Genomic DNA, 23,618 nt, shown 5'->3' with positions numbered 1-23,618 from the left:
GAATCGGGTTTCGATGGGCGCAATTTGCGGGACGACTGGGTCGGCCAGGCGAGGGCGCTGTTGAAGTAAGAATGTGTCCCTCGGCGAAACAGCTGATGGATGAACTGAGGGCGTAGTTAAGACGATGACGAAGCTGAAGGTAGACGGCAAGGAAATCGAAGTCCCGGATCATTTCACGCTGCTTCAGGCGTGTGAGGAAGCCGGCGCCGAAATCCCGCGCTTTTGTTTCCACGAGCGTCTGTCCGTGGCAGGCAACTGTCGCATGTGCCTGATCGAGGTAAAGGGTGGCCCGCCAAAGCCGGCGGCATCCTGCGCGATGGGCGTGCGCGATATTCGCGGCGGTCCGAATGGCGAACTGCCGGAAGTCTTCACCAACACGCCGATGGTCAAGAAGGCCCGCGAAGGCGTGATGGAATTCCTGCTCATCAACCATCCGCTGGATTGCCCTATCTGCGACCAGGGTGGCGAATGCGACCTGCAGGACCAGGCGATGGCCTTCGGCATCGATAGCTCGCGCTACACCGAAAACAAGCGTGCCGTCGAAGACAAGTATATCGGCCCGCTCGTCAAGACCGTGATGAACCGCTGCATTCACTGCACGCGCTGCGTCCGCTTCACGACCGAAGTCGGCGGCATTTCCGAGCTTGGCCTGATCGGCCGCGGCGAAGACGCCGAAATCACAACCTATCTCGAGCATGCGATGACCTCGGAGCTTCAGGGCAACGTCGTCGATCTTTGCCCGGTCGGTGCGCTCACCTCCAAGCCGTTTGCCTTCACGGCTCGTCCGTGGGAACTGAACAAGACCGAATCGATCGACGTCATGGATGCCGTCGGCTCCGCAATCCGCGTCGACACCCGCGGCCGCGAAGTGATGCGCATCATGCCGCGCGTCAACGAGCAGGTGAACGAAGAGTGGATCTCGGACAAGACCCGCTTCATCTGGGACGGTCTGAAAACCCAGCGCCTCGATCGCCCTTATGTCCGCAAGGACGGCCGTCTGCAGGCTGCAAGCTGGGCCGAAGCCTTCGCAGCGATCAAGACCGCTGTTTTAGCGACATCAGGGGACAAGATCGGCGCAATTGCCGGCGATCTGGCTTCGGTCGAGGAAATGTACGCGCTGAAGTCGCTGATGAACTCGCTCGGTTCGGAAAACCTCGATTGTCGCCAGGACGGGACGGCGCTCGATCCGTCGCTTGGTCGCGGCAGCTACATCTTCAACCCGACCATCGAAGGCATCGAACAGGCCGGTGGTCTGCTTCTGATCGGCGCCAACCCGCGCTATGAAGCTTCGGTTCTGAACGCCCGCATTCGCAAGCGCTTCCGCCGCGGCAATTTCCCGATCGGCGTGATCGGCGAAGTAAGCGAACTCCGCTACGCCTACGACTATCTCGGCGCCGGCCCGGACTCGCTTGCCGAGCTTTCGTCCGGCAGCAACAGCTTTGCCGAAAAGCTGCGCGGCGTGAAGAACCCGATGATCATCGTAGGGCAGGGGGCTCTTTCCCGTCCGGATGGTCTCGCCATCCTTCAGGCAGCTGCAAAGCTTGCCGGTTCCGTTGGCGCACTGACGGACGAGTGGAACGGTTTCGGCGTGCTGCACACCGCAGCATCGCGCGTCGGCGGCCTCGATCTCGGCTTCGTGCCGGGTGCCAAGGGTGCCAATGCCGCAACCATGCTGAAGTCGATGGACGTTCTCTTCCTGCTTGGCGCCGACGAGATGGAATTCTCGACGAAATACGCCAAGTTCACCGTCTATATCGGCAGCCACGGCGATAACGGCGCGCATACCGCCGACGTCATCCTGCCGGCCGCGACCTACACGGAAAAGTCCGGCACCTGGGTCAACACCGAAGGCCGCGTCCAGATGGGCAACCGTGCCGGCTTCGCGCCGGGCGAAGCTCGCGAAGATTGGGCAATCATCCGCGCCCTGTCCGACGTGCTCGGCAAGAAGCTGCCGTTCGACTCGCTTTATGCTCTGCGTGCGAAGCTCTATGCGGATCACCCGCATTTTGCGGATCTCGATGAGATCGCGACCGGCTCGGTCAACGACATCGCCACCCTCGGCCTGAAATCCGGTGAGCTTTCCAAGGGCGGCTTCACGACGCCGATCAAGGATTTCTATCTGACCAACCCGATCGCCCGCGCATCTGCCGTCATGGCGGAATGCTCGGCACTGGCCCGCAACAATTTCCAGGTTGCGGCGGAGTAATATGAACATGGATTCGTTCTTCTGGACCTACGTTTGGCCGGCACTGATCATGGTTGGGCAGTCTCTTCTGCTCCTGGTCTGCCTTCTGGTCTTCATTGCCTATATCCTTCTCGCCGACCGCAAGATCTGGGCGGCCGTTCAGCTGCGCCGTGGTCCGAACGTCGTTGGCCCGTTCGGTCTGTTCCAGTCCTTCGCCGACCTTTTGAAGTTCATCCTGAAGGAGCCGATCATTCCGGCTGGCGCCAACAAAGGCGTCTTCCTTCTGGCTCCACTGATTTCGGTGACGCTGGCGCTGGCTACCTGGGCGGTCATTCCGTTCAGCCAGAACTGGGTTATCGCCAACATCAATGTCGGTATCCTCTACGTCTTCGCGATCTCGTCGCTCGAAGTCTACGGCATCATCATGGCGGGCTGGGCATCGAACTCGAAGTACCCGTTCCTCGGCGCACTTCGCTCCGCGGCGCAGATGGTGTCTTATGAAGTCTCGATCGGCTTCGTCATCGTTTCGGTCCTGCTCTGCGTGGGCTCGCTCAACCTGACCGACATCGTCAATGCACAGCATGACGGCCTCGGCACGATGATGGGTCTGCCGGCTTCGTTCCTTGACTGGCACTGGCTGGCGCTGTTCCCGATGTTCGTGATCTTCTTCATCTCGGCTCTGGCAGAAACCAACCGTCCCCCGTTCGATTTGCCGGAAGCGGAATCCGAACTTGTCGCCGGTTACATGGTCGAGTATTCGTCAGCGCCATACATGATGCTGATGCTCGGCGAATATGCCGCCATCCTGATGATGTGCTCGCTGACCACTATTCTTTTCCTCGGAGGCTGGCTGCCGCCGGTAGACGTCTGGTTCCTCAACTGGGTTCCCGGCATCATCTGGTTCATGCTGAAAGGCTCCATGGTCTTCTTCATGTTCGCTATGGTGAAGGCCTTCGTACCGCGCTATCGCTACGACCAACTCATGCGTCTCGGCTGGAAGGTGTTTCTGCCTCTGTCGCTCGCCATGGTCGTGATCGTTGCATTCGTGCTGAAACTGATGGGATGGGCATGATCATGGCCCGTTCGTCACTCGGCATCATTGGAGAATAAGATGGCTATTGCTCAGGCTATCAACTCGCTGTTCCTGAAGGAATTCGTCGGCGCCTTCTTCCTGTCGATGAGGTATTTCTTCAAGCAGAAGGCAACGATCAACTACCCGTTCGAAAAGGGTCCGGTCTCGCCGCGCTTCCGTGGCGAACATGCGCTGCGCCGCTATCCGAACGGCGAAGAGCGTTGCATCGCCTGCAAGCTGTGCGAGGCGATCTGTCCCGCCCAGGCGATCACCATCGAAGCCGGCCCGCGCCGCAACGACGGAACCCGCCGCACGGTGCGTTACGATATCGACATGGTGAAGTGCATCTACTGCGGCTTCTGCCAGGAAGCCTGCCCGGTCGATGCGATCGTCGAAGGTCCGAATTTCGAATTCTCGACGGAAACCCGGGAAGAACTGTATTTCGACAAGGCACGTCTTCTCGAAAACGGCGATCGTTGGGAGCGTGAAATTGCGCGCAACATCGGGATCGACTCGCCCTACCGGTAACGGGGCGAGCATGCCGTCGCTCTGATCGGGCGCCGGGCAAGCATTGATCATTTAATCTCGGTGCGCTCGAAGCGCCGGGTTCTGACGGGCAGGGGGCTTTTTGGAAGCGCCGCCCGATGAGGAACGAAAAGGCACCACGATGGGTCTGCAGGCTATCTTTTTCTACATCTTCGCGTTCATCGCGGTGGCGTCGGCGTTCATGGTCATCTCGGCCAAGAACCCGGTCCATTCGGTGCTCTTCCTCATCCTCACCTTCTTCAATTCGGCGGGCCTGTTCCTGCTGACCGGGGCCGAGTTCCTGGCGATGATCCTGCTCGTCGTCTATATCGGCGCGGTCGCGGTTCTCTTCCTGTTCGTCGTGATGATGCTCGACATCGATTTTGCCGAACTGCGCTCCGGTATTCTTCAATACGCGCCGATCGGCATCGTCATCGGGCTGATCCTCGCGGCTGAACTGATCGTCGTGATCGGCGGCTCGGTGCTGGCACCGGAGGCGGCGAAATCCATCACGATGCCGATCCCGAACCCAGCCGTGCGCACCAACACGGCCGCCCTCGGCGATGTGCTCTATACGAATTACGTCTATTTCTTCCAGCTCGCCGGCATGGTGCTTCTGGTCGCAATGATCGGCGCCATCGTGCTGACGCTGCGCCATCGCACCAACGTCAAGCGCCAGGATATTTCCAGGCAGGTCGCACGCACGCCGGAAACCGCCGTCGAGGTGGTCAAGGTCAAGTCCGGCCAGGGTCTCTGAAGGTAGCGGGAACAAGGAACAACAAACATGGAAATCGGTCTTTCCCACTATCTCACGGTCAGTGCCATCCTGTTCACGCTCGGCGTGTTCGGTATCTTCCTGAACCGCAAGAACGTCATCATCATCCTGATGTCGGTCGAGCTTATCCTGCTCGCGGTCAACCTCAACATGGTGGCCTTCTCGTCCTTCCTGAACGACATCGTCGGCCAGGTGTTCGCACTGTTCATTCTGACCGTCGCTGCTGCGGAAGCCGCCATCGGTCTTGCAATTCTCGTCGTCTTCTACCGCAACCGCGGCTCGATCGCGGTCGAAGACGTCAATATGATGAAGGGCTGATCGGGTCATGATCTACAAGGCAATCGTCTTTCTTCCCCTGATCGGCTTCCTGATCGCCGGCCTATTCGGCCGCCAGATCGGCGCCAAGGCTTCCGAATACGTCACCAGCGGTCTGATGATCATCGCGGCGATCCTGTCCTGGATTGTCTTCTTCAACGTGGCCCTTCACCACGGCGAAGCCGGCGAAGTCATCAAGGTTCCGGTGATGGAGTGGATGCAGTCGGGCGGCATCGATGTCGAATGGGCGTTCCGCATCGATACGCTGAGCGCGATCATGTTCGTCGTGGTCAACTCCGTGTCGACGCTCGTGCATATCTACTCGATCGGCTACATGCACCACGATCCGCATCGCCCGCGGTTCTTCGCCTACCTGTCGCTGTTCACCTTCGCGATGTTGATGCTGATCACGTCCGACAACCTGGCGCAGATGTTCTTCGGCTGGGAAGGCGTGGGTCTCGCGTCCTACCTGCTGATCGGCTTCTGGTACAAGAAGCCGTCCGCATCGGCTGCGGCCATGAAGGCGTTCATCGTCAACCGCGTCGGCGACTTTGGCTTCATCCTTGGTATCGCCGGCCTGTTCGTGCTGTTCGGCTCGATCAGCTTCGAAACCATCTTCGCCGCTGCTGCCAACTACCTGCCGGCTGAAGGTGCACCGGAAGCGACGCAGGTCGTGGCCAACATCTTCGGCATGGAACTGACACGGGCGACAGCACTCACCGTCGTCTGCCTGCTTCTGTTCATGGGCGCGATGGGCAAGTCGGCGCAGTTCCTGCTGCACACCTGGTTGCCGGACGCGATGGAAGGCCCGACCCCGGTCTCGGCCCTCATTCACGCAGCAACCATGGTCACCGCCGGTGTCTTCCTCGTCGCCCGCATGTCGCCGGTGTTTGAACTGTCGCCGGATGCGCTGACGATCGTCACCATCATCGGTGCGATCACCGCCTTCTTCGCGGCAACCGTCGGCCTCGTGCAGAACGACATCAAGCGCGTCATCGCCTATTCGACCTGTTCGCAGCTCGGCTACATGTTCGTGGCGCTCGGCGTCGGCGCTTATGGTGCGGCAGTCTTCCACCTGTTCACGCATGCCTTCTTCAAGGCACTCCTGTTCCTTTGCGCCGGCTCGGTCATCCATGCCGTCGATGGCGAACAGGACATGCGCCACATGGGCGGTCTGCGCTCCCACATCAAGCTCACCTTCGCGATGATGCTGATCGGTACGCTCGCCATCACCGGCGTCGGCATTCCGTTCACGTCGATCGGTTTTGCAGGCTTCTTCTCGAAGGACTTCATCATCGAGGCAACCTATGCCTCGTCCTCGCCAGTTGCAGGCTTTGCCTTCACGCTGCTGGTCATCGCCGCGATGTTCACGAGCTTCTACTCCTGGCGCCTGATCTTCCTCACCTTCTTCGGCAAGCCGCGCGCGAGCCATGAAGTGATGCATCACGTCCATGAGAGCCCCAACGTTATGCTGGTGCCGCTTTACATCCTGGCAGCCGGCGCGGTTCTCGCAGGTGTCCTGTTCAAGGAATTCTTCTACGGCCACGACTACGACGTGTTCTGGAAGGGTGCCCTGTTCACGTCGGAGCAGAACGAACTGCTGCACGAGTTCCACCACGTGCCGGCACTGGTGGCGCTGTCGCCATTCATCGCCATGCTGATCGGACTTGTCACCGCCTGGTACTTCTACATCAAGTCGCCAGAAACCCCGAAGCGTCTCGCCGCTTCGCAGCAGGGCCTCTACCAGTTCCTGCTGAACAAGTGGTATTTCGACGAACTCTACGACTTCCTCTTCGTCCGCTCGGCCAAGGCTCTCGGCCGCTTCCTGTGGAAGAAGGGTGACGTCGCCGTCATCGATAACTACGGCCCCAACGGCGTCGCCGCCCGCGTGGTCGATATCACCGACCGGGTGGTCAAGCTGCAGTCCGGTTACCTTTATCACTACGCGTTCGCGATGCTGATCGGCGTCGCCGCCCTCGTCACATGGATGATGCTCGGGAGCTCAATGTAATGACCGACTGGCCAATTCTCTCGACGGTCACCTTCCTGCCGCTGGTCGGCGTTCTCCTCCTCTTGCTGACAAACGGCGAGGGGGCGAACGGTCGCCGCAACGTGCTCAACATCGCGCTCCTGACGACGGTCGTCACCTTTATCGTCTCTCTGTTCATCTGGATCGGTTTCGACAATTCGAACCCGGGCTTCCAGATGGTGGAAAAGCATGAGTGGCTGAGCACGGGGATTTCCTATCATCTCGGCGTCGACGGCATTTCCATGTTGTTCGTCATCCTGACGACATTCCTGATGCCGTTCTGCGTGCTTGCCAGCTGGGAAGCGATCGAGAAGCGCGTCAAGGAATACATGATTTCCTTCCTGCTCCTGCAGGTGGCCATGACCGGCGTCTTCGTCGGCCTCGATATCGTGCTTTTCTACATCTTCTTCGAAGCGACGCTGATCCCGATGTTCATCATCATCGGCGTCTGGGGCGGCAAGGATCGCGTCTACGCATCCTACAAGCTGTTCCTCTATACGCTGCTTGGTTCGGTTCTGATGATGCTGGCCGTTATGGCCATGTACTGGCAGGCCGGCACGACCGATATGACCGAGCTTCTGAAGTTCGGCTTCCCGGCCGGCGTCCAGACCTGGCTCTGGCTCGCCTGCTTTGCAGCCTTCGCGGTCAAGATGCCGATGTGGCCGGTCCACACCTGGCTTCCGGATGCGCACGTTCAGGCTCCGACCGCAGGTTCGGTCATCCTGGCCGGTGTCATGCTGAAGCTCGGCGGTTACGGCATGATCCGTATCCTCTTGCAGATGTTCCCATTGGCATCCGAGTACTTCGCGCCAATGGTGTTTGCGCTGTCCGTCATTGCCATCATCTACACCTCGCTGGTGGCGATGATGCAGGACGACATCAAGAAGCTGATCGCTTACTCGTCGGTTGCCCACATGGGCTACGTCACGATGGGTATCTTTGCGGCTAACCAGCAGGGCGTGCAGGGTGCGATCTTCCAGATGCTGTCGCACGGCATCGTTTCCGGCGCGCTCTTCCTCTGCGTCGGTGTTGTCTATGACCGCCTCCATACCCGCGAGATCTCGGCTTACGGCGGTCTCGTCAACAACATGCCGAAATATGCCGTCGCCTTCATGATCCTCACCATGGCGAATGTCGGTCTTCCGGGCACATCCGGCTTTGTCGGCGAATTCCTGACGATCATGGGCGTCTTCCGGGTCAACACCTGGGTGGCACTGTTTGCCGCCACCGGCGTCATCCTTTCCGCGTCCTATGCGCTCTGGCTTTATCGCCGGGTCATTTTCGGGGCACTGGAAAAGGAAAAGCTGAAGGCACTTCTCGACCTTTCGACGCGCGAGAAGTTCCTGCTCTACCCACTGGTCGCGCTCACGATTTTCTACGGTTTCTATCCAATGCCGGTCCTTAACGCGACCGCAGCCTCGGTGGATCTCGTGGTGAACAATTACTCCGCAGCCTTGGCCGCAGCAAAGAACCTTGCACTCAACGTGCACTGAGACGGGACGAAACTGGACATGACCGCTGAACTCTTGAGCCAAAGCCTGCGTCTGGCCCTGCCGGAAGTCATCCTGGCCGTAGGCGCGCTCGCCCTTCTGATGATTGGCGTCTTCTCCGGCGAGAAATCCGCTCCGCTGGTCACCGGTCTTGCGATCGCCCTTCTGGCGGTCGTAGGCGCCATGCTGATCTTCATGACCGGCGACGGCCAGGCCTTTGGCGGCGCCTTCGTATCGGATACGTTCGCCCGCTTCATGAAGATCCTGGCACTGATCGGATCGATCACCGCCATGGTCATGTCGATGGGACAGGCCAAGGCGCTGGAACTCGACAAGTTCGAATTCCCGGTTCTCCTGGTTCTCGCGACGCTCGGCATGATGGTGCTGATCTCGGCCAACGACCTGCTCGCCTTCTATCTCGGCCTCGAGCTGATGTCGTTGGCGCTCTATGTTGTCGCTGCCTTCAGCCGCGACAACCTCCGCTCCACGGAAGCGGGCCTCAAGTACTTCGTCCTCGGCGCCCTGTCGTCGGGCATGATGCTCTACGGCATGTCGCTGGTCTACGGCTTCACCGGCAATACCGGCTTTGACGAAATCGCTACCGTTCTGTCGTCTGAAGAGCGCGGCCTCGGCCTCATCTTCGGCATGGTCTTCATCCTCGCCGGCGCCTGCTTCAAGATCTCTGCCGTGCCGTTCCACATGTGGACGCCTGACGTATACGAAGGTGCACCGACACCGGTGACGGCCTTCTTCGCGTCGGCGCCCAAGGTTGCGGCCATGGCAATCCTGGTTCGCGTCGTATCGGAAGCCTTCCTGCCGATACTGTCTGACTGGCGCCAGATCATCGTCTTCGTGGCGATCGCATCCATGCTGCTCGGTTCATTCGCAGCGATTGGCCAGAAGAACATCAAGCGCCTGATGGCCTATTCCTCGATCGGCCACATGGGCTACGCACTGGTCGGCCTTTCTGCCGGCACAGAGACCGGCGTCTCCGGCGTCGTGCTCTACATGACCATCTACATGGTGATGACGCTCGGCACCTTTGCCTGCATCATGGCGATGCGCCGCGAAGACGGTACCTATGTCGAAACCGTGGAAGATCTCGCAGGTCTTTCCTCGACCAAGCCCTTCATGGCGCTGGTGCTGACGGCGCTGATGTTCTCGATGGCCGGCATTCCGCCGCTCGCAGGCTTCTTCGCCAAGTACTTCGTGTTCGTGGCGGCGATCGAGGCTAAGCTCTATGCGCTGGCAATCATCGGCGTGCTCTCTTCCGTCGTCGGCGCCTACTACTACCTGCGCATCGTCAAGCTGATGTGGTTTGATGAGCCGAAGGGTCAGTTCGCCCGTGTCTCCGGCGAACTGCGTCTGATCTTCGGCCTGTCCGGCCTGTTCGTCGTCGCCTATGTGCTGATCGGTGGACCGATCGGCTCAGCCGCCAGCGCTGCTGCGAAGTCGTTCTTCTGAGGATGACGTTGAGGAGCCGAAGCCTATCGCTCAATGCGTTTCGTCATGAAGCGCTGAACGAGGTCGGCTCCACCAACACAGAATGCCTCGCCCGCGCCCGTGCGGGCGAAGCCGGTTTGTTGTGGTTGACCGCCACCCGCCAGACGGACGGCCGTGGCCGCCGCGGCCGCGCCTGGACGTCAGAGCCCGGCAATCTCTATGCCTCGCTGCTGCTGATTGATCCGGCACCTCCGGAGCGCCTTGCGTCGCTCCCGCTCGCAGTTGCCGTCGCTGTCAATGCCGCCTTGCGTGCCGTTCTACCCACCGGTGGAGAGCCGCTCGAGGTCAAATGGCCGAACGATATTCTCATCGGGCGCAAGAAAACCTGCGGCATCCTCATTGAAAGCGAAGCGCTTCCCGGCGGCCACCGGGCGCTCGTGATCGGCATCGGCATCAATATTCGCCACATGCCCGATAGCGCACCCTACGGTGTCACCCGTCTTCACGACCAAGGGTCTTCTGCGTCGCCAGAGGATGTATTCGCACATCTTTTCAGGGAGATGGCGACAGTTCTGGAGGAATGGGACAAGGGTCGGGGTATTACCACAGTCGTCGACAGATGGCGCCGCGTCGCATGCGGAATTGGTGAGAAAATTACGGTAAATCTACCTGAGCGCTCGCTAAACGGCACATTCGCAGGTATCGATGACACTGGATTTCTGCTGCTTGATACCGGCCATGGCTCTTTGATGCCGATCGCAGCAGGCGATGTATTTTTTGCAAGAACGGAATAACAATAAAAATGGCTAAACAGGACGAACTGGTGTTCCTGCCGCTTGGCGGCGTGGGTGAGATCGGCATGAACCTCGCTCTCTACGGCTACGGAACGCCGGACAAGCGGCAGTGGATCATGGTCGATTGCGGCGTCACTTTTCCAGGTCCGGACCTGCCGGGCGTGGATCTTGTCCTACCCGATATCCGGTTTCTGACGGCCCAGAAGAAAAACATCAAGGCGATGATCATCACGCACGCGCATGAGGATCATTACGGCGCCATGAATGATCTGTGGCCCGGCCTCAACGTGCCGGTCTACGCCTCGCCGTTTACCGCGGGCATGCTGGAAGCAAAGCGGAATTACGAAGGCACGCGCGCCGAAATCCCGATCACCATCTTCAAGGCTGGCGACCGCATCAATGTCGGCCCGTTCGAGATCGAAGCCGTCGGCGTCAACCACTCGATCCCAGAGCCGATGTCGCTGGTCATCCGCACGCCGCTCGGAAATGTCGTCCATACCGGCGACTGGAAGATCGACCATGCGCCGTCGCTCGGGCCACTGACCGACGAGAACCGTTTCCGCGCGATCGGCGACGAGGGCGTTCTCGCACTGATGTGCGACAGCACCAATGCGCTGCGCGAAGGCGTTTCCCCCTCCGAAGAAGAAGTGTCGGAAGGCCTGCGCCAGGTCATCCAAAATGCTGCGGGCAGGGTGGCGATCACCACCTTCTCGTCGAATGTCGGCCGCATCCGCTCGATCGCCGAAGCAGCGGACGCCGCCGGCCGCGAAGTGCTGCTGCTCGGCTCGTCGCTGAAGCGCGTCGTTGCCGTTGCCCGTGATCTCGGTATCATGGAAGGCATCAAGCCCTTCATCTCCGAAGACGAGTTCGGTTATATCCCGCGCGACAAGGTCGTCGTGATCCTGACGGGCAGCCAGGGCGAATCGCGCGCAGCGCTTGCCAAGATCTCCCGCGACGAGATGCGCAACGTCGCGTTTGCTGCGGGCGATACGGTCGTATTCTCCTCGCGCACCATTCCGGGCAACGAAAAGCCGATCATCGAAATCAAGAACGCGCTGATCGAACAGGGCATCAAGATCATCACCGACTCGGATGCGCTTGTGCATGTTTCCGGCCACCCGCGCCGCAATGAACTTCTGAAGATGTACGAGTGGACCAGACCGGAGATCCTCGTGCCTGTTCACGGCGAGGCAGCCCACCTTACCGCCCAGGCAGCGCTCGGCGCCACCGCCGGCATCAAGACCATCCCGCGCGTGCGCAACGGCAATATTTTGCGTCTCGCACCGGGCCCGGCCCAGGTCATCGACGATGCGCCACATGGCCGCGTCTTCAAGGACGGCAAGCTGATCGGCGACTTTGAGGAAATGGGTATCGGCGACCGCCGCAAGCTCTCCTTTGCCGGTCACGTCTCGGTCAACGTGCTGCTCGACAGCCGCTTCGACTTCCTGAGCGATCCCGACGTCGTTGCCTTCGGCATGCCGGAGGTCGACTATGAGGGCGAGGACATGGAGGACACGCTTTATGACGCGGTTCTCAATGCGATCGAAAGCATCCCGCGCGCCCGCCGCAAGGATCTCGACATGCTGCGCGAAGCCGTGCGTCGCTCCGTCCGCTCCGCGGCCAACCTGGCCTGGGGCAAGAAGCCGGTCGTGACGGTGTTCGTCTCCAAAGTCTAAGGCGCCGTCGCCAAACCAAGTCTGCCCACGGCCTCCGACACCTTCTCCTCGCTGTAAGCGTCAAGAGGGTTCGGGGCCGGGCAGATGTGTTAGCATTTCAGCATGTTGGCTGCGTCTGCGGAATCAATCTCGCAGCGCTTGGCCGGACGGGAAATATCGAACCTCGTCCTTTGCGCCCGGCATCCCCTGTTCTATAGGTAGTGCGGAGGAGACACATCATGCCATTGCTGACCGTCGCTGCGATCTATTTCATTCTCTGGTGGACGGTTCTGTTCGCCGTCCTGCCGCTTGGCTATCGCAGTCAGCAGGATGATGGGGAAGTGATGATCGGGACGGTTGAAAGTGCGCCCGTTCGATTCCGCGGAGGCAGGGTCATCTTGTTGACGACCGTGATCTCGGCGGCGCTCTACCTCACCTACCATCTCGCCTCCACCTATTTTGGCTTCGGGATCGACAGCATTCCCAACTTAATGCCGACATTTGAGTAGGGCGCTGCTGGCGGACGTGTCATCCGGCTGTCATTTTCTTCAGGCATAGCAGCGACGAACTGCAGCTTTCGTTCTGGATTTCTGCAGAAGCGGCCCGGCCTGTGAGCAGGCCAAAAAAAAACAAGGCGGTTAAGCCTTGTTTTTCAGTTTCGCGTGATACTCATTCCGTTGCCGGGGCTGCGACGAGCGCGCCAGAGATCTGATCCTCCCAAGACTTGACCGCGAACTGGCAAGAATTTGAACTCCTTGCCTCTTTTGTGAGCTGAACCTAGCCCAACGAATGTGCTTTGTCACTCGATTTTTTTGCATTTTTGACACAGTTTGGCAAAAATCTCCCGTGGACGAATTTGTCGCAGGGCTTGTCATCAAACCGTTGAGCTCCAGCCCTTGCAAGCGCAATCTGCTGTTCCGCAGCGTGCGCTATGGGTTCCATTTGCGCCCTCGAACGGCTATGTACGCCGTCAAAGTTCAATCCAAGAAACGGCCGATTCCCTTGTTATCTGGGGAACGCCTCGGAAACCGGAAACGTCCATGCGTCTGTCCCGCTATTTTATGCCCATCCTGAAGGAAAACCCCAAGGAAGCGGAAATCGTCTCGCACCGGCTGATGCTGCGTGCGGGCATGATCCGTCAGCAGAGCCAGGGCATCTATTCCTGGCTGCCGCTTGGCAAGCGCGTGCTGGACAAGGTCAACAAGATCGTCCGCGAAGAGCAGAACCGGGCAGGCGCCGTCGAGCTGATGATGCCGACGCTGCAGTCGGCCGAGTTGTGGCAGGAAAGCGGTCGCTACGACGCCTACGGCAAGGAAATGCTGCGCATCAAGGACCGCCAGGAGCGGCCGATGCTCTACGGACCGACGAACGAGGAAATGATCACGGATATCTTCCGGTCCTACGTCAAGTCCTACAAGAGCTTGCCGCTCAACCTCTATCATATCCAGCTGAAGTTCCGCGACGAGATCCGTCCGCGTTTCGGCACCATGCGTTCGCGCGAATTCCTGATGAAGGATGCCTATTCCTTCGATCTCAACAAGGAAGACGCCGTCCATTCGTATAACAAGATGTTCGCGGCCTATCTGCGCACCTTCGATCGTTTGGGACTGCGCGCCATTCCTATGCGTGCCGATACCGGCCCGATCGGCGGCAACCACAGCCACGAGTTCATCATCCTTGCCGAAACCGGTGAGTCGGAAGTGTTTTCGCACCGCGACTTCGTCAATTTCGACATTCCCGGCGAAGACACCGATTTCGACGATGTCGCCGGCATGCAGGCGATCTTTGACAAGTGGACATCGGTCTACGCCGCGACGTCCGAAATGCACGACGAATCGGCCTTCGATCAGATCCCGGATGCCGATCGCCTCTCTGCCCGCGGCATCGAAGTCGGCCATATCTTCTATTTCGGCACGAAATATTCCGAGCCGATGGGCGCAAAGGTGCAGGGCCCTGATGGCAAGGAACATCTTGTCCACATGGGATCCTACGGCATCGGGCCGACACGCCTTGTTCCCGCCATCATCGAAGCATCGCATGACGATAACGGAATCATCTGGCCGGCATCCGTTGCGCCGTTCGATGTCGTGGTGATCAACATGAAGCCCGGTGACGAGGCATGCGATCGTCTGTCGGAAGATCTCTACGCAAAGCTCAACAAGGCCGGCAAGGACGTGCTGCTTGACGATACCGACGAACGCGCCGGCACCAAGTTCGCGACAGCGGATCTGATCGGTGTTCCGGTACAGATAATCGTCGGTCCGCGCTCCGCCGCCAACGGCGAGGTCGAGGTCAAGGACCGCAAGTCCGCAGCCCGGGACGTCATGACGCTCGAAGCGGCGCTCAACCGCGTCGCCGGATGATCGGACACCGACGTCTCGCCGGGCCAGTCTGACGACAGGCTAGGCAGGCATATCTGATACAGCAGCGCGGGAAGCCTCCCGCGCGCTCCATGTGTAAGGAAGCGTGAATGGCGAGCATCGCGACGAGTGGTGAACCAGAGAAGGTCGACAAGTCTCCGCGGGCTGGCGCTTTCTCGTCGTTCGAGCGAATGGTCGCCTGGCGCTACCTGCGCTCGCGCCGCAAGGAAGCCTTCATCTCGGTCATCGCGGGCTTTTCTTTCGTCGGCATCATGCTTGGCGTCGCGACACTGATCATCGTGATGGCGGTCATGAACGGCTTTCGCACCGAGCTCATTTCCCGCATTCTCGGCATCAACGGCCACATGGTGATCCAGCCGATCGACCAGCCGTTCACCGATTACGCCGAACTGACCAAGAAATTCGCTGCCGTTCCCGGCGTCAAGATGGCCCTGCCGCTTGTCGAGGGGCAGACGCTGGCATCCGGCAAGGGTGGCGCCGGTTCCGGCGCTCTTGTGCGCGGCGTACGGCCGGAAGACCTTGAGAAGGTCACGGAAGTTGCTGGTAATATCAAGCAGGGCGATATCGTCGGCTTCGCGTCGGGGCAGGGCGTTCTTGTCGGCTCCAGGCTTGCCTCGCAGCTCGGCATTTCGGCCGGCGACCAGATCACGCTGATTTCGCCCGAAGGCGACGTGACACCGATGGGTGTCAATCCGCGCGTTAAATCCTATCCCGTGTCCGGCGTTTTCGAGATCGGCATGTCGGAATACGACGCGACGATCATCTACATGCCGCTTGAGGAATTGCAGCTCTATTTCAATGCCGAAGGGCTGGTGCAGTCGATCGAACTGTTCATCGATCACCCCGACAATGTCGAGGACATGCGTCCGCTGGTGGAGCAGGCTGCCGGTCGCCAGATTTTCATCACCGACTGGCGTCAGCGCAACCAGACCTTCTTCTCGGCGCTTCAGGTTGAACGCAACGTGATGTTCATGATCCTGACGCTGATCGTGCTGGTCGCGGCACTGAACATCATCTCGGGCCTGATCATGCTGGTGAAGGACAAGGGCTCCGATATCGCAATCCTGCGCACGATGGGCGCGAGTTCCGGCGCCATCATGCGGATCTTCTTCATGACGGGTGCTGCTATCGGCATCGTTGGCACGTTTGCCGGCGTCGCGCTCGGCGTTATCGTCTGCCTCAACATCGAATCGATCCGACAGTTCTTCTCCTGGGTCTCGGGCACCATCCTGTTTGATCCGGAGCTCTATTTCCTCAGCCAGCTTCCGGCCGAAATGAGTTTTGGCGAGACCTTCTCGGTCGTCATCATGGCGCTGGTCCTGTCCTTCTTCGCCACCATTTTCCCGGCATGGAGAGCATCGAAGCTCGATCCTGTCCAGGCCCTCCGATACGAATAGGTCTCCATGGCTGTCCCGCGTAAAACCGTCCTCAATCTCTCAGGCGTCGAACGTCACTACGGCCAGGGGGAGACGAGCCTGTCGATCCTCAACGGGGCAGACTTCTCGCTCGTGAGCGGCGAGATCGTGGCGCTCGTCGCCCCGTCCGGTACCGGCAAATCGACGCTCTTGCATCTGGCAGGCCTGCTTGAACATCCGGACGCTGGCGATGTGACGATCGGCGGTCGGGCCTGCAACGGTTTGTCGGATGAAGAGCGCACCTCGATCCGTCGCTCCGACATCGGCTTCGTTTACCAGTTTCACCATCTGCTGCCGGAATTCACGGCGATCGAGAACATCATGATGCCGCAGCTGATTGGCGGCCTTTCAAAGGGGGAAGCGCGCGAACGCGCGGGCCAGCTTCTCGATTACATGCGAATCGGTCATCGCGGCGAACACCGCCCGTCGGAACTGTCGGGTGGCGAACAGCAGCGCGTGGCGATTGCCCGTGCGGTGGCCAACGCGCCCCGCCTTTTGCTGGCCGACGAACCGACCGGCAATCTCGACCCGAAGACTGCATCCTACGTGTTCGAAGCGCTGGAGGCGCTGGTGCGCCAGTCAGGGCTTGCTGCACTGATTGCCACCCACAATCATGATCTCGCTGCCCGCATGGATCGTCGCGTCACGATCGAGGGCGGCAAAGTCGTCGAGTTCTAGCGAACGCACTGATCCCCAAAGCGTGCCCCTAATCCGATAGTGTCCATCGTCACATCCTCGAAGGGGCGTGCGATGGACACTGCTGCCATGGAATGACGTCACGTCAGCGATCCGCAGCGATGGCTGGCGTTTGGCTGCCGACCGCGTGCGTCGGCCGGCAACGGCTTGGTCCTATGGAGCGCTGGTTACCTCCAGCCAGCAAGCAGCATTAACCATCGGTCAGAATCTTCTATTCCCGTTTTGTTCTACTATTGACGTTGGCACGAAAAGAGAACAAAGTGCCAACATAAACGAACACGGGAGACGACGATGACTGACCTTCTTCGTGATATTGCCGCATTCGCCTCCATTGCAACTTTCGTTGCCAGCTTGTCGATGATCATGCTGGTGATGTGAGCCGGTCCGTGCTCGCCCAGCCGGCGGGCGCAAGCGGAAAGAGGTTGAGAAGACCATTCTTGACTCGACTCTGAAGCCCCCGCGCCGGACAATGACCCGATTCAAGGAATGGGTATCAGATGGCGGACGCAGCGACTTTACAATCGGAATCGGAGGATTTGGGAGCGACGCCACAGTTCGTGCATCTGCGCGTCCATTCCGCCTATTCGCTTCTGGAAGGTGCGCTGCCGCTTAAGAAAATCCTCTCCAAGGCCATCGCGGACAATCAGCCCGCGATCGCCGTCACCGATACCAACAATCTCTTCGTCGCGCTGGAATTCGCCCAGAAATCCATCGGTGATGGCATTCAGCCGATCATCGGTTGCCAGCTGTCGATTGACATGGAGGATCAGCCAGACGATCGCCGCAACGGCCATTTGGCGAAGCTGCCGGCAATCGTTGTGCTCGCCGCCAATGCCAAGGGATACGAGCGGCTGGTGGATCTCGTCAGCCGCGCCTATCTCGATGGAGAAGGGCAGGCGGCAACGCATATCTGCCGCGCCTGGCTGGAAGATGGCGGCACCGAAGGACTGATCGCGCTGACAGGTGCTGCCGGTGGCCCTGTCGACGTGGCAATGAAGGATGGCAACACCGTACTCGCAAAGGCGCGCCTCCTGTCATTGAAGCAGGCCTTTGGCGATCGGCTCTATATTGAACTGCAGCGTCACGGCACTTACGACCGCCGTCATGAGCAGCGGATGATCGATCTTGCCTACGACCAGGATGTGCCGCTGGTCGCGACCAATGAGGCCTTCTTCCCAGGTCAGTCCGATTACGACGCCCATGATGCCCTGATGGCCGTCGCGCACAATGCGATCGTATCCGACGATACCCGTTTCCGTTTGACGCCCGACCATTACCTGAAGAGCCGTGCCGAAATGGCAAAGCTGTTCGCCGATCTGCCGGAAGCGCTCGATAACACGGTCGAGATCGCCAAGCGCTGCTCGTTCATCCTGAAGACCCGCAGCCCGATCCTGCCGCGCTTCACCGGCGCCACCGACGATCCGGCAGAAGCGGAGCGCGCCGAAACGGCGGAGCTGCGCCGTCAGTCGGTCGAAGGCCTCGAGAACCGGATGGCCGAACTCGGTATCACCGCGGGCTTCACCGAGCAGGATTATCGCGAACGGCTCGATTTCGAGCTCGGCGTCATCGAGAAGATGAAGTTTCCGGGCTACTTCCTGATCGTTGCCGACTTCATCAAATGGGCAAAGCTGCAGAACATCCCGGTCGGTCCGGGTCGCGGTTCCGGTGCAGGCTCGCTGGTTGCCTATGCGCTCACGATCACCGACGTCGATCCGCTGCGCTTCTCGCTGCTGTTCGAACGCTTCCTCAATCCCGACCGCGTCTCGATGCCCGACTTCGACATCGACTTCTGCCAGGATCGCCGCGAAGAAGTGATCCGCTACGTGCAGCGCAAATATGGCCGCGAGCAGGTGGCGCAGATCATCACCTTCGGTTCGCTGCAGGCCCGCGCAGCACTGCGCGACGTCGGCCGCGTTCTCGAAATGCCCTATGGCCAGGTCGATCGCATCTGCAAACTGGTGCCCAACAACCCGGCCAATCCGACCACCTTGGCAAAGGCGATCGAGGAAGAGCCGAAGTTTCAGGAAGAGGTCGACAAGGAGCCGGTCGTTGGCCGTCTTCTCGATATCGCCCAGAAGATCGAAGGTCTCTACCGCCACGCCTCGACCCACGCCGCCGGTATCGTCATCGGTGACCGCCCGCTGTCGAAGCTGGTGCCGATGTACCGCGACCCGCGCTCCGACATGCCGGTCACCCAGTTCAACATGAAATGGGTCGAGCAGGCCGGTCTGGTCAAGTTCGACTTTCTCGGACTGAAGACGCTGACGGTTCTGAAAACCGCGGTCGAATTCTGCAAGAAGCGCGATATCGTTGTGGATCTCGCCAAGATCCCGCTCGATGACGAACTGACCTACCAGATGCTGTCACGCGGCGAGACCGTCGGCGTGTTCCAGGTGGAAAGCGCCGGCATGCGCAAGGCGCTGATCGGCATGAAGCCGGACTGTATCGAGGACATTATTGCGCTGGTGGCGCTTTATCGTCCGGGTCCGATGGAAAACATCCCGACCTACAACGCCCGCAAGCATGGCGAGGAAGAAATCGAATCGGTCCATCCGTCGATCGATTATCTGCTTAAGGAAACCCAGGGCGTTATCGTTTACCAGGAACAGGTGATGCAGATCGCCCAGGTCCTGTCGGGCTATTCGCTCGGCGAAGCCGACCTTCTGCGCCGTGCCATGGGCAAGAAGATCAAGGCCGAGATGGACCAGCAGAGCGAACGCTTTGTCAGTGGTGCCATCAAGAACGGCGTGTCGAAGCCACAGGCGAAGAACATCTTCGAACTGCTGGCGAAGTTCGCCAACTACGGCTTCAACAAATCCCACGCCGCCGCCTACGCCATCGTCTCCTACCAGACGGCCTATATGAAGGCGCATTACCCGGTCGAGTTCCTCGCCGCGTCGATGACCTACGATATGGCGAACACTGAAAAGCTGAACGATTTCCGCGAAGACGCGGGCCGGCTCGGCATCAAGGTCATTCCGCCATCGGTTCAGACCTCGTTCCGCCGCTTCGAGACAGGTGACAACCGCATCTATTACGCGCTCGCCGCCATCAAGGGCGTCGGCGAAAACGCCGTCGATCACATCGTCGAAGTCCGCGGCGACACGCCCTTCGCGTCGATCGAGGATTTCTGCCTGCGCATCGACCCAAAGCAGATCAACCGCCGCGTCTTTGAAAGCCTCAACGCCGCTGGCGCCTTCGATTGCTTCGGCTTCGATCGGGCGCAGCTCAGCGCCGGTATGGACCGCGTCATCGGCTATGCCCAGCGCGCCCAGGAGGAGAAGGTCTCCGGTCAGTCCGATTTCTTCGGCTCGGGTGCGGCAAGCGGTCCGGAAAAACTCGTGCTTCCAACCTTCAATCCGTGGATGCCGTCTGAAATGCTGATGCGGGAGTATCAGGTGCTCGGCTTCTACCTGTCGGCCCATCCGCTCGATACCTACGGTGCGGTGCTCGACAAGATGCGCGTCCAGACCTTCGCCGACTTCTCGACGGCTGTGAGGGCAGGCGCCACGGCCGGACGTCTTGCCGGGACCGTCACCGGTCGCCAGGAACGCAAGACGCGCACCGGCAACAAGATGGGCATCGTCATGTTTTCCGATTCCACCGGTCAGTTTGAGGCGGTGCTGTTTTCCGAAGCGCTTGCTCAGTACCGCGATCTGCTTGAGCCCGGAAAATCGCTTGTCATCACCGTTCAGGCCGACGAGCGTCCGGAAGGCATTGGCCTGCGGATCCAGACGGTGCAGTCGTTGGAGGAACAGTCGGTCCGCATGCAGAAGGCGCTGCGGGTCTTCGTGCGCGACTCAGGGCCGCTGAAGACGGTCGCCCGGCATCTTAATGCCCGCGGCGATGGCCTCGTCTCGTTTATCGTCATCAAGGATGATGGCAAGCGCGAGATCGAGGTGGAACTGACGGAACGGTATCGTATCTCGCCGGAAATCGCCGCCGCTCTGAAGGCGGCGCCCGGTGTGCTGGATGTGGAACTGGTCTAACCGACCGCGGTGGCGTTGGCCTCAGTAGAGGCCGACGCCGCCTTGGTAACGGATGATGCTGCGCTTGGCGCGCGGCTCGGCGGCAGGCGTTGAGCCGATATCCTGAACCGCCACCATCTCGCTTTTCGACGACTTGGTCAGCGTGACGAAATCGGTGCCCTTGCCGGTCTCCGGTCCAAGCGATTTGTCGTTGATCGTGACAGACGTCCCATCCGCCATCAGCGTCTCGATCCTGTCGCGCACGTCCTGCGAAATCTCGATGCGGTCGAGTGCGGCTTTCGCGGCACCCGGCAGTTTCGCATCGGCCGCCATGGTGATCCCCAGCCGCTTCATCGTCGCGTCGGACAGCACGTTCGGCAGCGTCACCGCATGCCAATCGGCTGATTCGATCGAGCGATCGATCTTGTCGACAGTGAAGAGATGCGTGCCGAGGGCCACTTCCGGCGCCTTGATGCCGACAGGGGCCTCAAACAGCGGTTCGAAATTCTGCCGCACCATGATCTGGCCCGCCGGTGGCTTCGGCTGGCCGGCAGAGGCGTAAAGCGCGTCGATGAACTCGCCGCTTATCATCGGCCCCGTCTGCTTCAGGCCTTTCCAGCGTTTGAAGCCGGCAACGGCGCTGCGGGTCAGCGGTCCGACATAGCCGTCGGAGCCGCCGGTCTCAAAGCCCATTTCTTCCAGCAACTTCTGGGCGTCCATCAGCGTCTCGCGGTCGGTACGCCGCGTGATCAGGATGCGCAGCGCGTGCGTCTGCGCTTCCTCGAGATCATCAGGCTGCGGCGGAAGAGCATCCGTGGCGCGGTTCGGATTGGCCGGCGCGACATTCATCGCCACTTCCACCGGCTTCTTCGGCGAGGCCTTGATCGATGCAGTGCGAAGATCGACATCGGTCATCAGCGCGCCGGCAGGCAAAGGCTTGCGCGGCGAAAACAGCACGACGTCCTCGATGCGCTGCGGCACCACGTCTGCGTCGGTCACGATCACATGCGCACCGCGCTCGGTCAGGCCGTAAAGCTTGGTCGCAAAACCGCTCGGCAGGCGCACGCAGCCGTGCGACGCCGGATAGTTCGGAACGTTGCCCTCGTGCAGCGCGATACCTGACCAGGTGATTCGCTGCATGAACGGCATCGGTGCATTCGAATAGATGTTCGACTCGTGGTATTTCCGCTTCTCAAGGATGGAGAAGAAGCCGGTCGGCGTATCGTGCCCGGCCTTGCCGCTCGATATCCGCGACCTGGCGACCACGGTCTCGCCCTCGTAGACGGTCAGCGACTGCTTGTCCTTGGAAACGATGATCTGCAGGGGAACACTGTCCGCTGCAAACGCTGGAGGCGACAGCATCGTCGCGGACATCAGACAGAACCCCAAAACCAGGCGACGCATCATGCTAAACCTCATACGCAAAACTTGAGCCGCATTTTAACGAGCGAGGTTTAACGAAGGTTTGCATCCGCGCTGATCTCGTCACGTTTAGCAGGAAAAATTTAATCACGTTTGATTGAAACTATCGGTCGCGGCGCTTGTCGCCAAACGTATAGCCGGTCTCGACGGCCGCAGCTCCGAACTTCTCACGCAGCTTGTCCATGGCCGCTTCCGCCGCAGCCCGGCGTCCGGCCTGCACATCCACGAGATCGGGCGGATCTGCACGGGCAGGGTCGGTCAGATCGGTGACGCCGATCCCGAGCAAGCGAAATTTTGTACCGTCCGTCTCCCGCTCCAGCATTGAGATACCGGTGCGGAAGATCCGGTCGGCAAGCTGGGTCGGATCTTCCAGCCGCTTGTTGCGGGTACGGCTCTTGAAATCCGCGGTCTTCAATTTCAACACCACCGTCTGGCCTGCAAGGTCCTCGCTCTTCAGTCGTTTAGACACCTTCTCCGAAAGCCGGCGCATGATCGGGACCAGGTCGTCGTGGCGGGAGATGTCGTCGAAGAACGTGGTCTCGGCCGACACGCTTTTCGCCGGGTCGTTGAGATGCACCTCTCGGTCGTCGATACCGCGCGACAAACGATAGAGGCGCTGGCCCATCGTGCCGTAGCGGCGCATCAGGTCGGCCTCGTTCATGGCTTGCAACTGCCCGATGGTGCGGATGCCGTCCGCCTCCAGCGTCGCATCAAAAGCCCGGCCGACGCCCCAGATCGTCGTGACCGGTCGGGTCGCCAGAAACTCCACGGCTTCTGCGCGACCGATCACCGAAAAACCCCGCGGCTTTTCGAGGTCGGAAGCGACCTTGGCGAGGAACTTGCAGTAGGAGAGCCCGACGGAAATACTGATGCCAATCTCGGATTCGACGCGTTTTGCGAGCTTTGCGAGAATGCGGCTGGGCTGATCGTGGTGCAGACGCTGGGTGCCTGCCAGTTCCAGAAACGCCTCGTCGATCGAGATCGGCTGCACCAGCGGCGTCAGATCCATCATCATCTGCCGCACCTGTCGGCCGGCAGTGACGTATTTCTCCATGTTCGGCTTGATGACGACCGCATCCGGGCAGAGTTCGAGCGCCTTGAACATCGGCATTGCCGACCGGACGCCGCTGATGCGGGCGATGTAGCAGGCGGTCGACACCACGCCGCGCTTGCCGCCGCCGATGATCACCGGCTTGTCCACAAGGCTCGGGTCGTCGCGTTTCTCGATGGTGGCGTAAAAGGCATCGCAGTCGATATGCGCAAGCGTCAGGTCATGAAGTTCGCGGTGATACACCAGCCGTGGACTGCCGCACTCGCGACACCGTCGCACCTCTGCCTTCTGCTCGGCAAAGCAGTCTCGACAGAAGCCGGGCTTGTGATTTGGTACGACTGTCATCGGCGGAACAAAGGTTGAACATTCCGACAATAGGCCGTAAGCTGCAACCTCTCAAGA

Annotated in this window: 17 protein-coding genes; 15 read left to right on the top strand and 2 right to left on the bottom strand. The window is 60.0% G+C overall.

From position 1 onward, the window contains the following. Positions 1-124 precede the first annotated feature (124 nt). The 15 genes from nuoG to dnaE all read left to right on the top strand — a co-directional run bounded on the left by nuoG (position 125) and on the right by dnaE (position 20,764). Complete coding sequence (nuoG, locus tag ACQY1J_RS14480; RefSeq protein ID WP_192086710.1) at positions 125-2,206, top strand: NADH-quinone oxidoreductase subunit NuoG; 2,082 nt, start codon at positions 125-127, stop codon at positions 2,204-2,206. A 7-nt stretch (positions 2,207-2,213) separates the two neighbouring features. Then, positions 2,214-3,257, top strand: coding sequence for an NADH-quinone oxidoreductase subunit NuoH (gene nuoH, locus ACQY1J_RS14475; RefSeq protein ID WP_062454722.1), 1,044 nt, complete (start codon positions 2,214-2,216; stop codon positions 3,255-3,257). A gap of 39 nt (positions 3,258-3,296) precedes the next feature. Further along, positions 3,297-3,785, top strand: a complete 489-nt coding sequence (gene nuoI, locus ACQY1J_RS14470; RefSeq protein ID WP_062580005.1) for an NADH-quinone oxidoreductase subunit NuoI — start codon at positions 3,297-3,299, stop codon at positions 3,783-3,785. A 139-nt stretch (positions 3,786-3,924) separates the two neighbouring features. Next, the gene (locus ACQY1J_RS14465) at positions 3,925-4,539 is read left to right on the top strand and encodes an NADH-quinone oxidoreductase subunit J (protein WP_062453230.1); all 615 of its coding nucleotides are present in this window, start codon (positions 3,925-3,927) and stop codon (positions 4,537-4,539) included. Positions 4,540-4,566: 27 nt separating this feature from the next. Next, positions 4,567-4,875, top strand: coding sequence for an NADH-quinone oxidoreductase subunit NuoK (gene nuoK, locus ACQY1J_RS14460; protein ID WP_062453229.1), 309 nt, complete (start codon positions 4,567-4,569; stop codon positions 4,873-4,875). A gap of 7 nt (positions 4,876-4,882) precedes the next feature. Further along, positions 4,883-6,883, top strand: coding sequence for an NADH-quinone oxidoreductase subunit L (nuoL, locus tag ACQY1J_RS14455; RefSeq protein ID WP_430250174.1), 2,001 nt, complete (start codon positions 4,883-4,885; stop codon positions 6,881-6,883). Beyond that, complete coding sequence (locus ACQY1J_RS14450; RefSeq protein ID WP_062580009.1) at positions 6,883-8,394, top strand: NADH-quinone oxidoreductase subunit M; 1,512 nt, start codon at positions 6,883-6,885, stop codon at positions 8,392-8,394. Before nuoL ends, ACQY1J_RS14450 begins: the two co-directional genes overlap by 1 nt. 18 nt (positions 8,395-8,412) lie before the next feature. After that, positions 8,413-9,855 (top strand): NADH-quinone oxidoreductase subunit NuoN, encoded by a 1,443-nt coding sequence (nuoN, locus tag ACQY1J_RS14445; RefSeq protein WP_062580011.1) that lies wholly within the window; start codon positions 8,413-8,415, stop codon positions 9,853-9,855. 2 nt (positions 9,856-9,857) lie between these two features. Further along, on the top strand, positions 9,858-10,628 hold the full coding sequence (locus ACQY1J_RS14440) for a biotin--[acetyl-CoA-carboxylase] ligase (protein ID WP_430250173.1): 771 nt from the start codon (positions 9,858-9,860) through the stop codon (positions 10,626-10,628). A gap of 8 nt (positions 10,629-10,636) precedes the next feature. Beyond that, a complete protein-coding gene (locus ACQY1J_RS14435; protein WP_184654927.1) occupies positions 10,637-12,304 on the top strand; it encodes a ribonuclease J in 1,668 nt (555 codons plus the stop codon). A gap of 218 nt (positions 12,305-12,522) precedes the next feature. Further along, complete coding sequence (locus tag ACQY1J_RS14430; protein ID WP_062580018.1) at positions 12,523-12,792, top strand: DUF1467 family protein; 270 nt, start codon at positions 12,523-12,525, stop codon at positions 12,790-12,792. Between the two features lie 531 nt (positions 12,793-13,323). Then, positions 13,324-14,646 carry a proline--tRNA ligase gene (gene proS, locus ACQY1J_RS14425; RefSeq protein WP_062453222.1) on the top strand — a complete coding sequence of 441 codons (1,323 nt, stop codon included), beginning with the start codon at positions 13,324-13,326 and terminating at the stop codon, positions 14,644-14,646. 107 nt (positions 14,647-14,753) lie between these two features. Then, positions 14,754-16,061 (top strand): lipoprotein-releasing ABC transporter permease subunit, encoded by a 1,308-nt coding sequence (locus ACQY1J_RS14420; protein ID WP_430250172.1) that lies wholly within the window; start codon positions 14,754-14,756, stop codon positions 16,059-16,061. A gap of 6 nt (positions 16,062-16,067) precedes the next feature. After that, a complete protein-coding gene (locus tag ACQY1J_RS14415; protein WP_062453220.1) occupies positions 16,068-16,757 on the top strand; it encodes an ABC transporter ATP-binding protein in 690 nt (229 codons plus the stop codon). Between the two features lie 515 nt (positions 16,758-17,272). Then, the gene (dnaE, locus tag ACQY1J_RS14410; protein WP_430250171.1) at positions 17,273-20,764 is read left to right on the top strand and encodes a DNA polymerase III subunit alpha; all 3,492 of its coding nucleotides are present in this window, start codon (positions 17,273-17,275) and stop codon (positions 20,762-20,764) included. A gap of 21 nt (positions 20,765-20,785) precedes the next feature. Here dnaE and ACQY1J_RS14405 read toward each other — a convergent pair whose 3' ends face one another. Both ACQY1J_RS14405 and ACQY1J_RS14400 read right to left on the bottom strand, forming a co-directional pair. Then, on the bottom strand, positions 20,786-22,150 hold the full coding sequence (locus tag ACQY1J_RS14405; protein ID WP_430250169.1) for a L,D-transpeptidase family protein: 1,365 nt from the start codon (positions 22,148-22,150) through the stop codon (positions 20,786-20,788). Positions 22,151-22,268: 118 nt separating this feature from the next. Continuing rightward, positions 22,269-23,561, bottom strand: coding sequence for a DNA polymerase IV (locus tag ACQY1J_RS14400; protein ID WP_430250167.1), 1,293 nt, complete (start codon positions 23,559-23,561; stop codon positions 22,269-22,271). Between the last annotated feature and the right edge of the window lie 57 nt (positions 23,562-23,618).

Origin of the sequence: Neorhizobium sp. DAR64860/K0K1, from assembly GCF_050500205.1 — a bacterium.
In the GTDB taxonomy this organism is placed as follows: domain Bacteria; phylum Pseudomonadota; class Alphaproteobacteria; order Rhizobiales; family Rhizobiaceae; genus Neorhizobium; species Neorhizobium soli.
This window is presented reverse-complemented; position numbering and strand designations above follow the sequence as displayed.

Coding starts and splice junctions, on each gene's coding strand:
- ACQY1J_RS14430 (WP_062580018.1), top strand. CDS start 12,523: ATGCCATTGCTGACCGTCGCTGCGATCTATTTCATTCTCTGGTGGACG.
- proS (WP_062453222.1), top strand. CDS start 13,324: ATGCGTCTGTCCCGCTATTTTATGCCCATCCTGAAGGAAAACCCCAAG.
- ACQY1J_RS14465 (WP_062453230.1), top strand. CDS start 3,925: ATGGGTCTGCAGGCTATCTTTTTCTACATCTTCGCGTTCATCGCGGTG.
- ACQY1J_RS14450 (WP_062580009.1), top strand. CDS start 6,883: ATGACCGACTGGCCAATTCTCTCGACGGTCACCTTCCTGCCGCTGGTC.
- nuoH (WP_062454722.1), top strand. CDS start 2,214: ATGGATTCGTTCTTCTGGACCTACGTTTGGCCGGCACTGATCATGGTT.
- ACQY1J_RS14400 (WP_430250167.1), bottom strand. CDS start 23,561: ATGACAGTCGTACCAAATCACAAGCCCGGCTTCTGTCGAGACTGCTTT.
- nuoL (WP_430250174.1), top strand. CDS start 4,883: ATGATCTACAAGGCAATCGTCTTTCTTCCCCTGATCGGCTTCCTGATC.
- ACQY1J_RS14435 (WP_184654927.1), top strand. CDS start 10,637: ATGGCTAAACAGGACGAACTGGTGTTCCTGCCGCTTGGCGGCGTGGGT.
- nuoN (WP_062580011.1), top strand. CDS start 8,413: ATGACCGCTGAACTCTTGAGCCAAAGCCTGCGTCTGGCCCTGCCGGAA.
- ACQY1J_RS14420 (WP_430250172.1), top strand. CDS start 14,754: ATGGCGAGCATCGCGACGAGTGGTGAACCAGAGAAGGTCGACAAGTCT.
- nuoG (WP_192086710.1), top strand. CDS start 125: ATGACGAAGCTGAAGGTAGACGGCAAGGAAATCGAAGTCCCGGATCAT.
- dnaE (WP_430250171.1), top strand. CDS start 17,273: ATGGCGGACGCAGCGACTTTACAATCGGAATCGGAGGATTTGGGAGCG.
- nuoI (WP_062580005.1), top strand. CDS start 3,297: ATGGCTATTGCTCAGGCTATCAACTCGCTGTTCCTGAAGGAATTCGTC.
- ACQY1J_RS14415 (WP_062453220.1), top strand. CDS start 16,068: ATGGCTGTCCCGCGTAAAACCGTCCTCAATCTCTCAGGCGTCGAACGT.
- ACQY1J_RS14440 (WP_430250173.1), top strand. CDS start 9,858: ATGACGTTGAGGAGCCGAAGCCTATCGCTCAATGCGTTTCGTCATGAA.
- nuoK (WP_062453229.1), top strand. CDS start 4,567: ATGGAAATCGGTCTTTCCCACTATCTCACGGTCAGTGCCATCCTGTTC.
- ACQY1J_RS14405 (WP_430250169.1), bottom strand. CDS start 22,150: ATGATGCGTCGCCTGGTTTTGGGGTTCTGTCTGATGTCCGCGACGATG.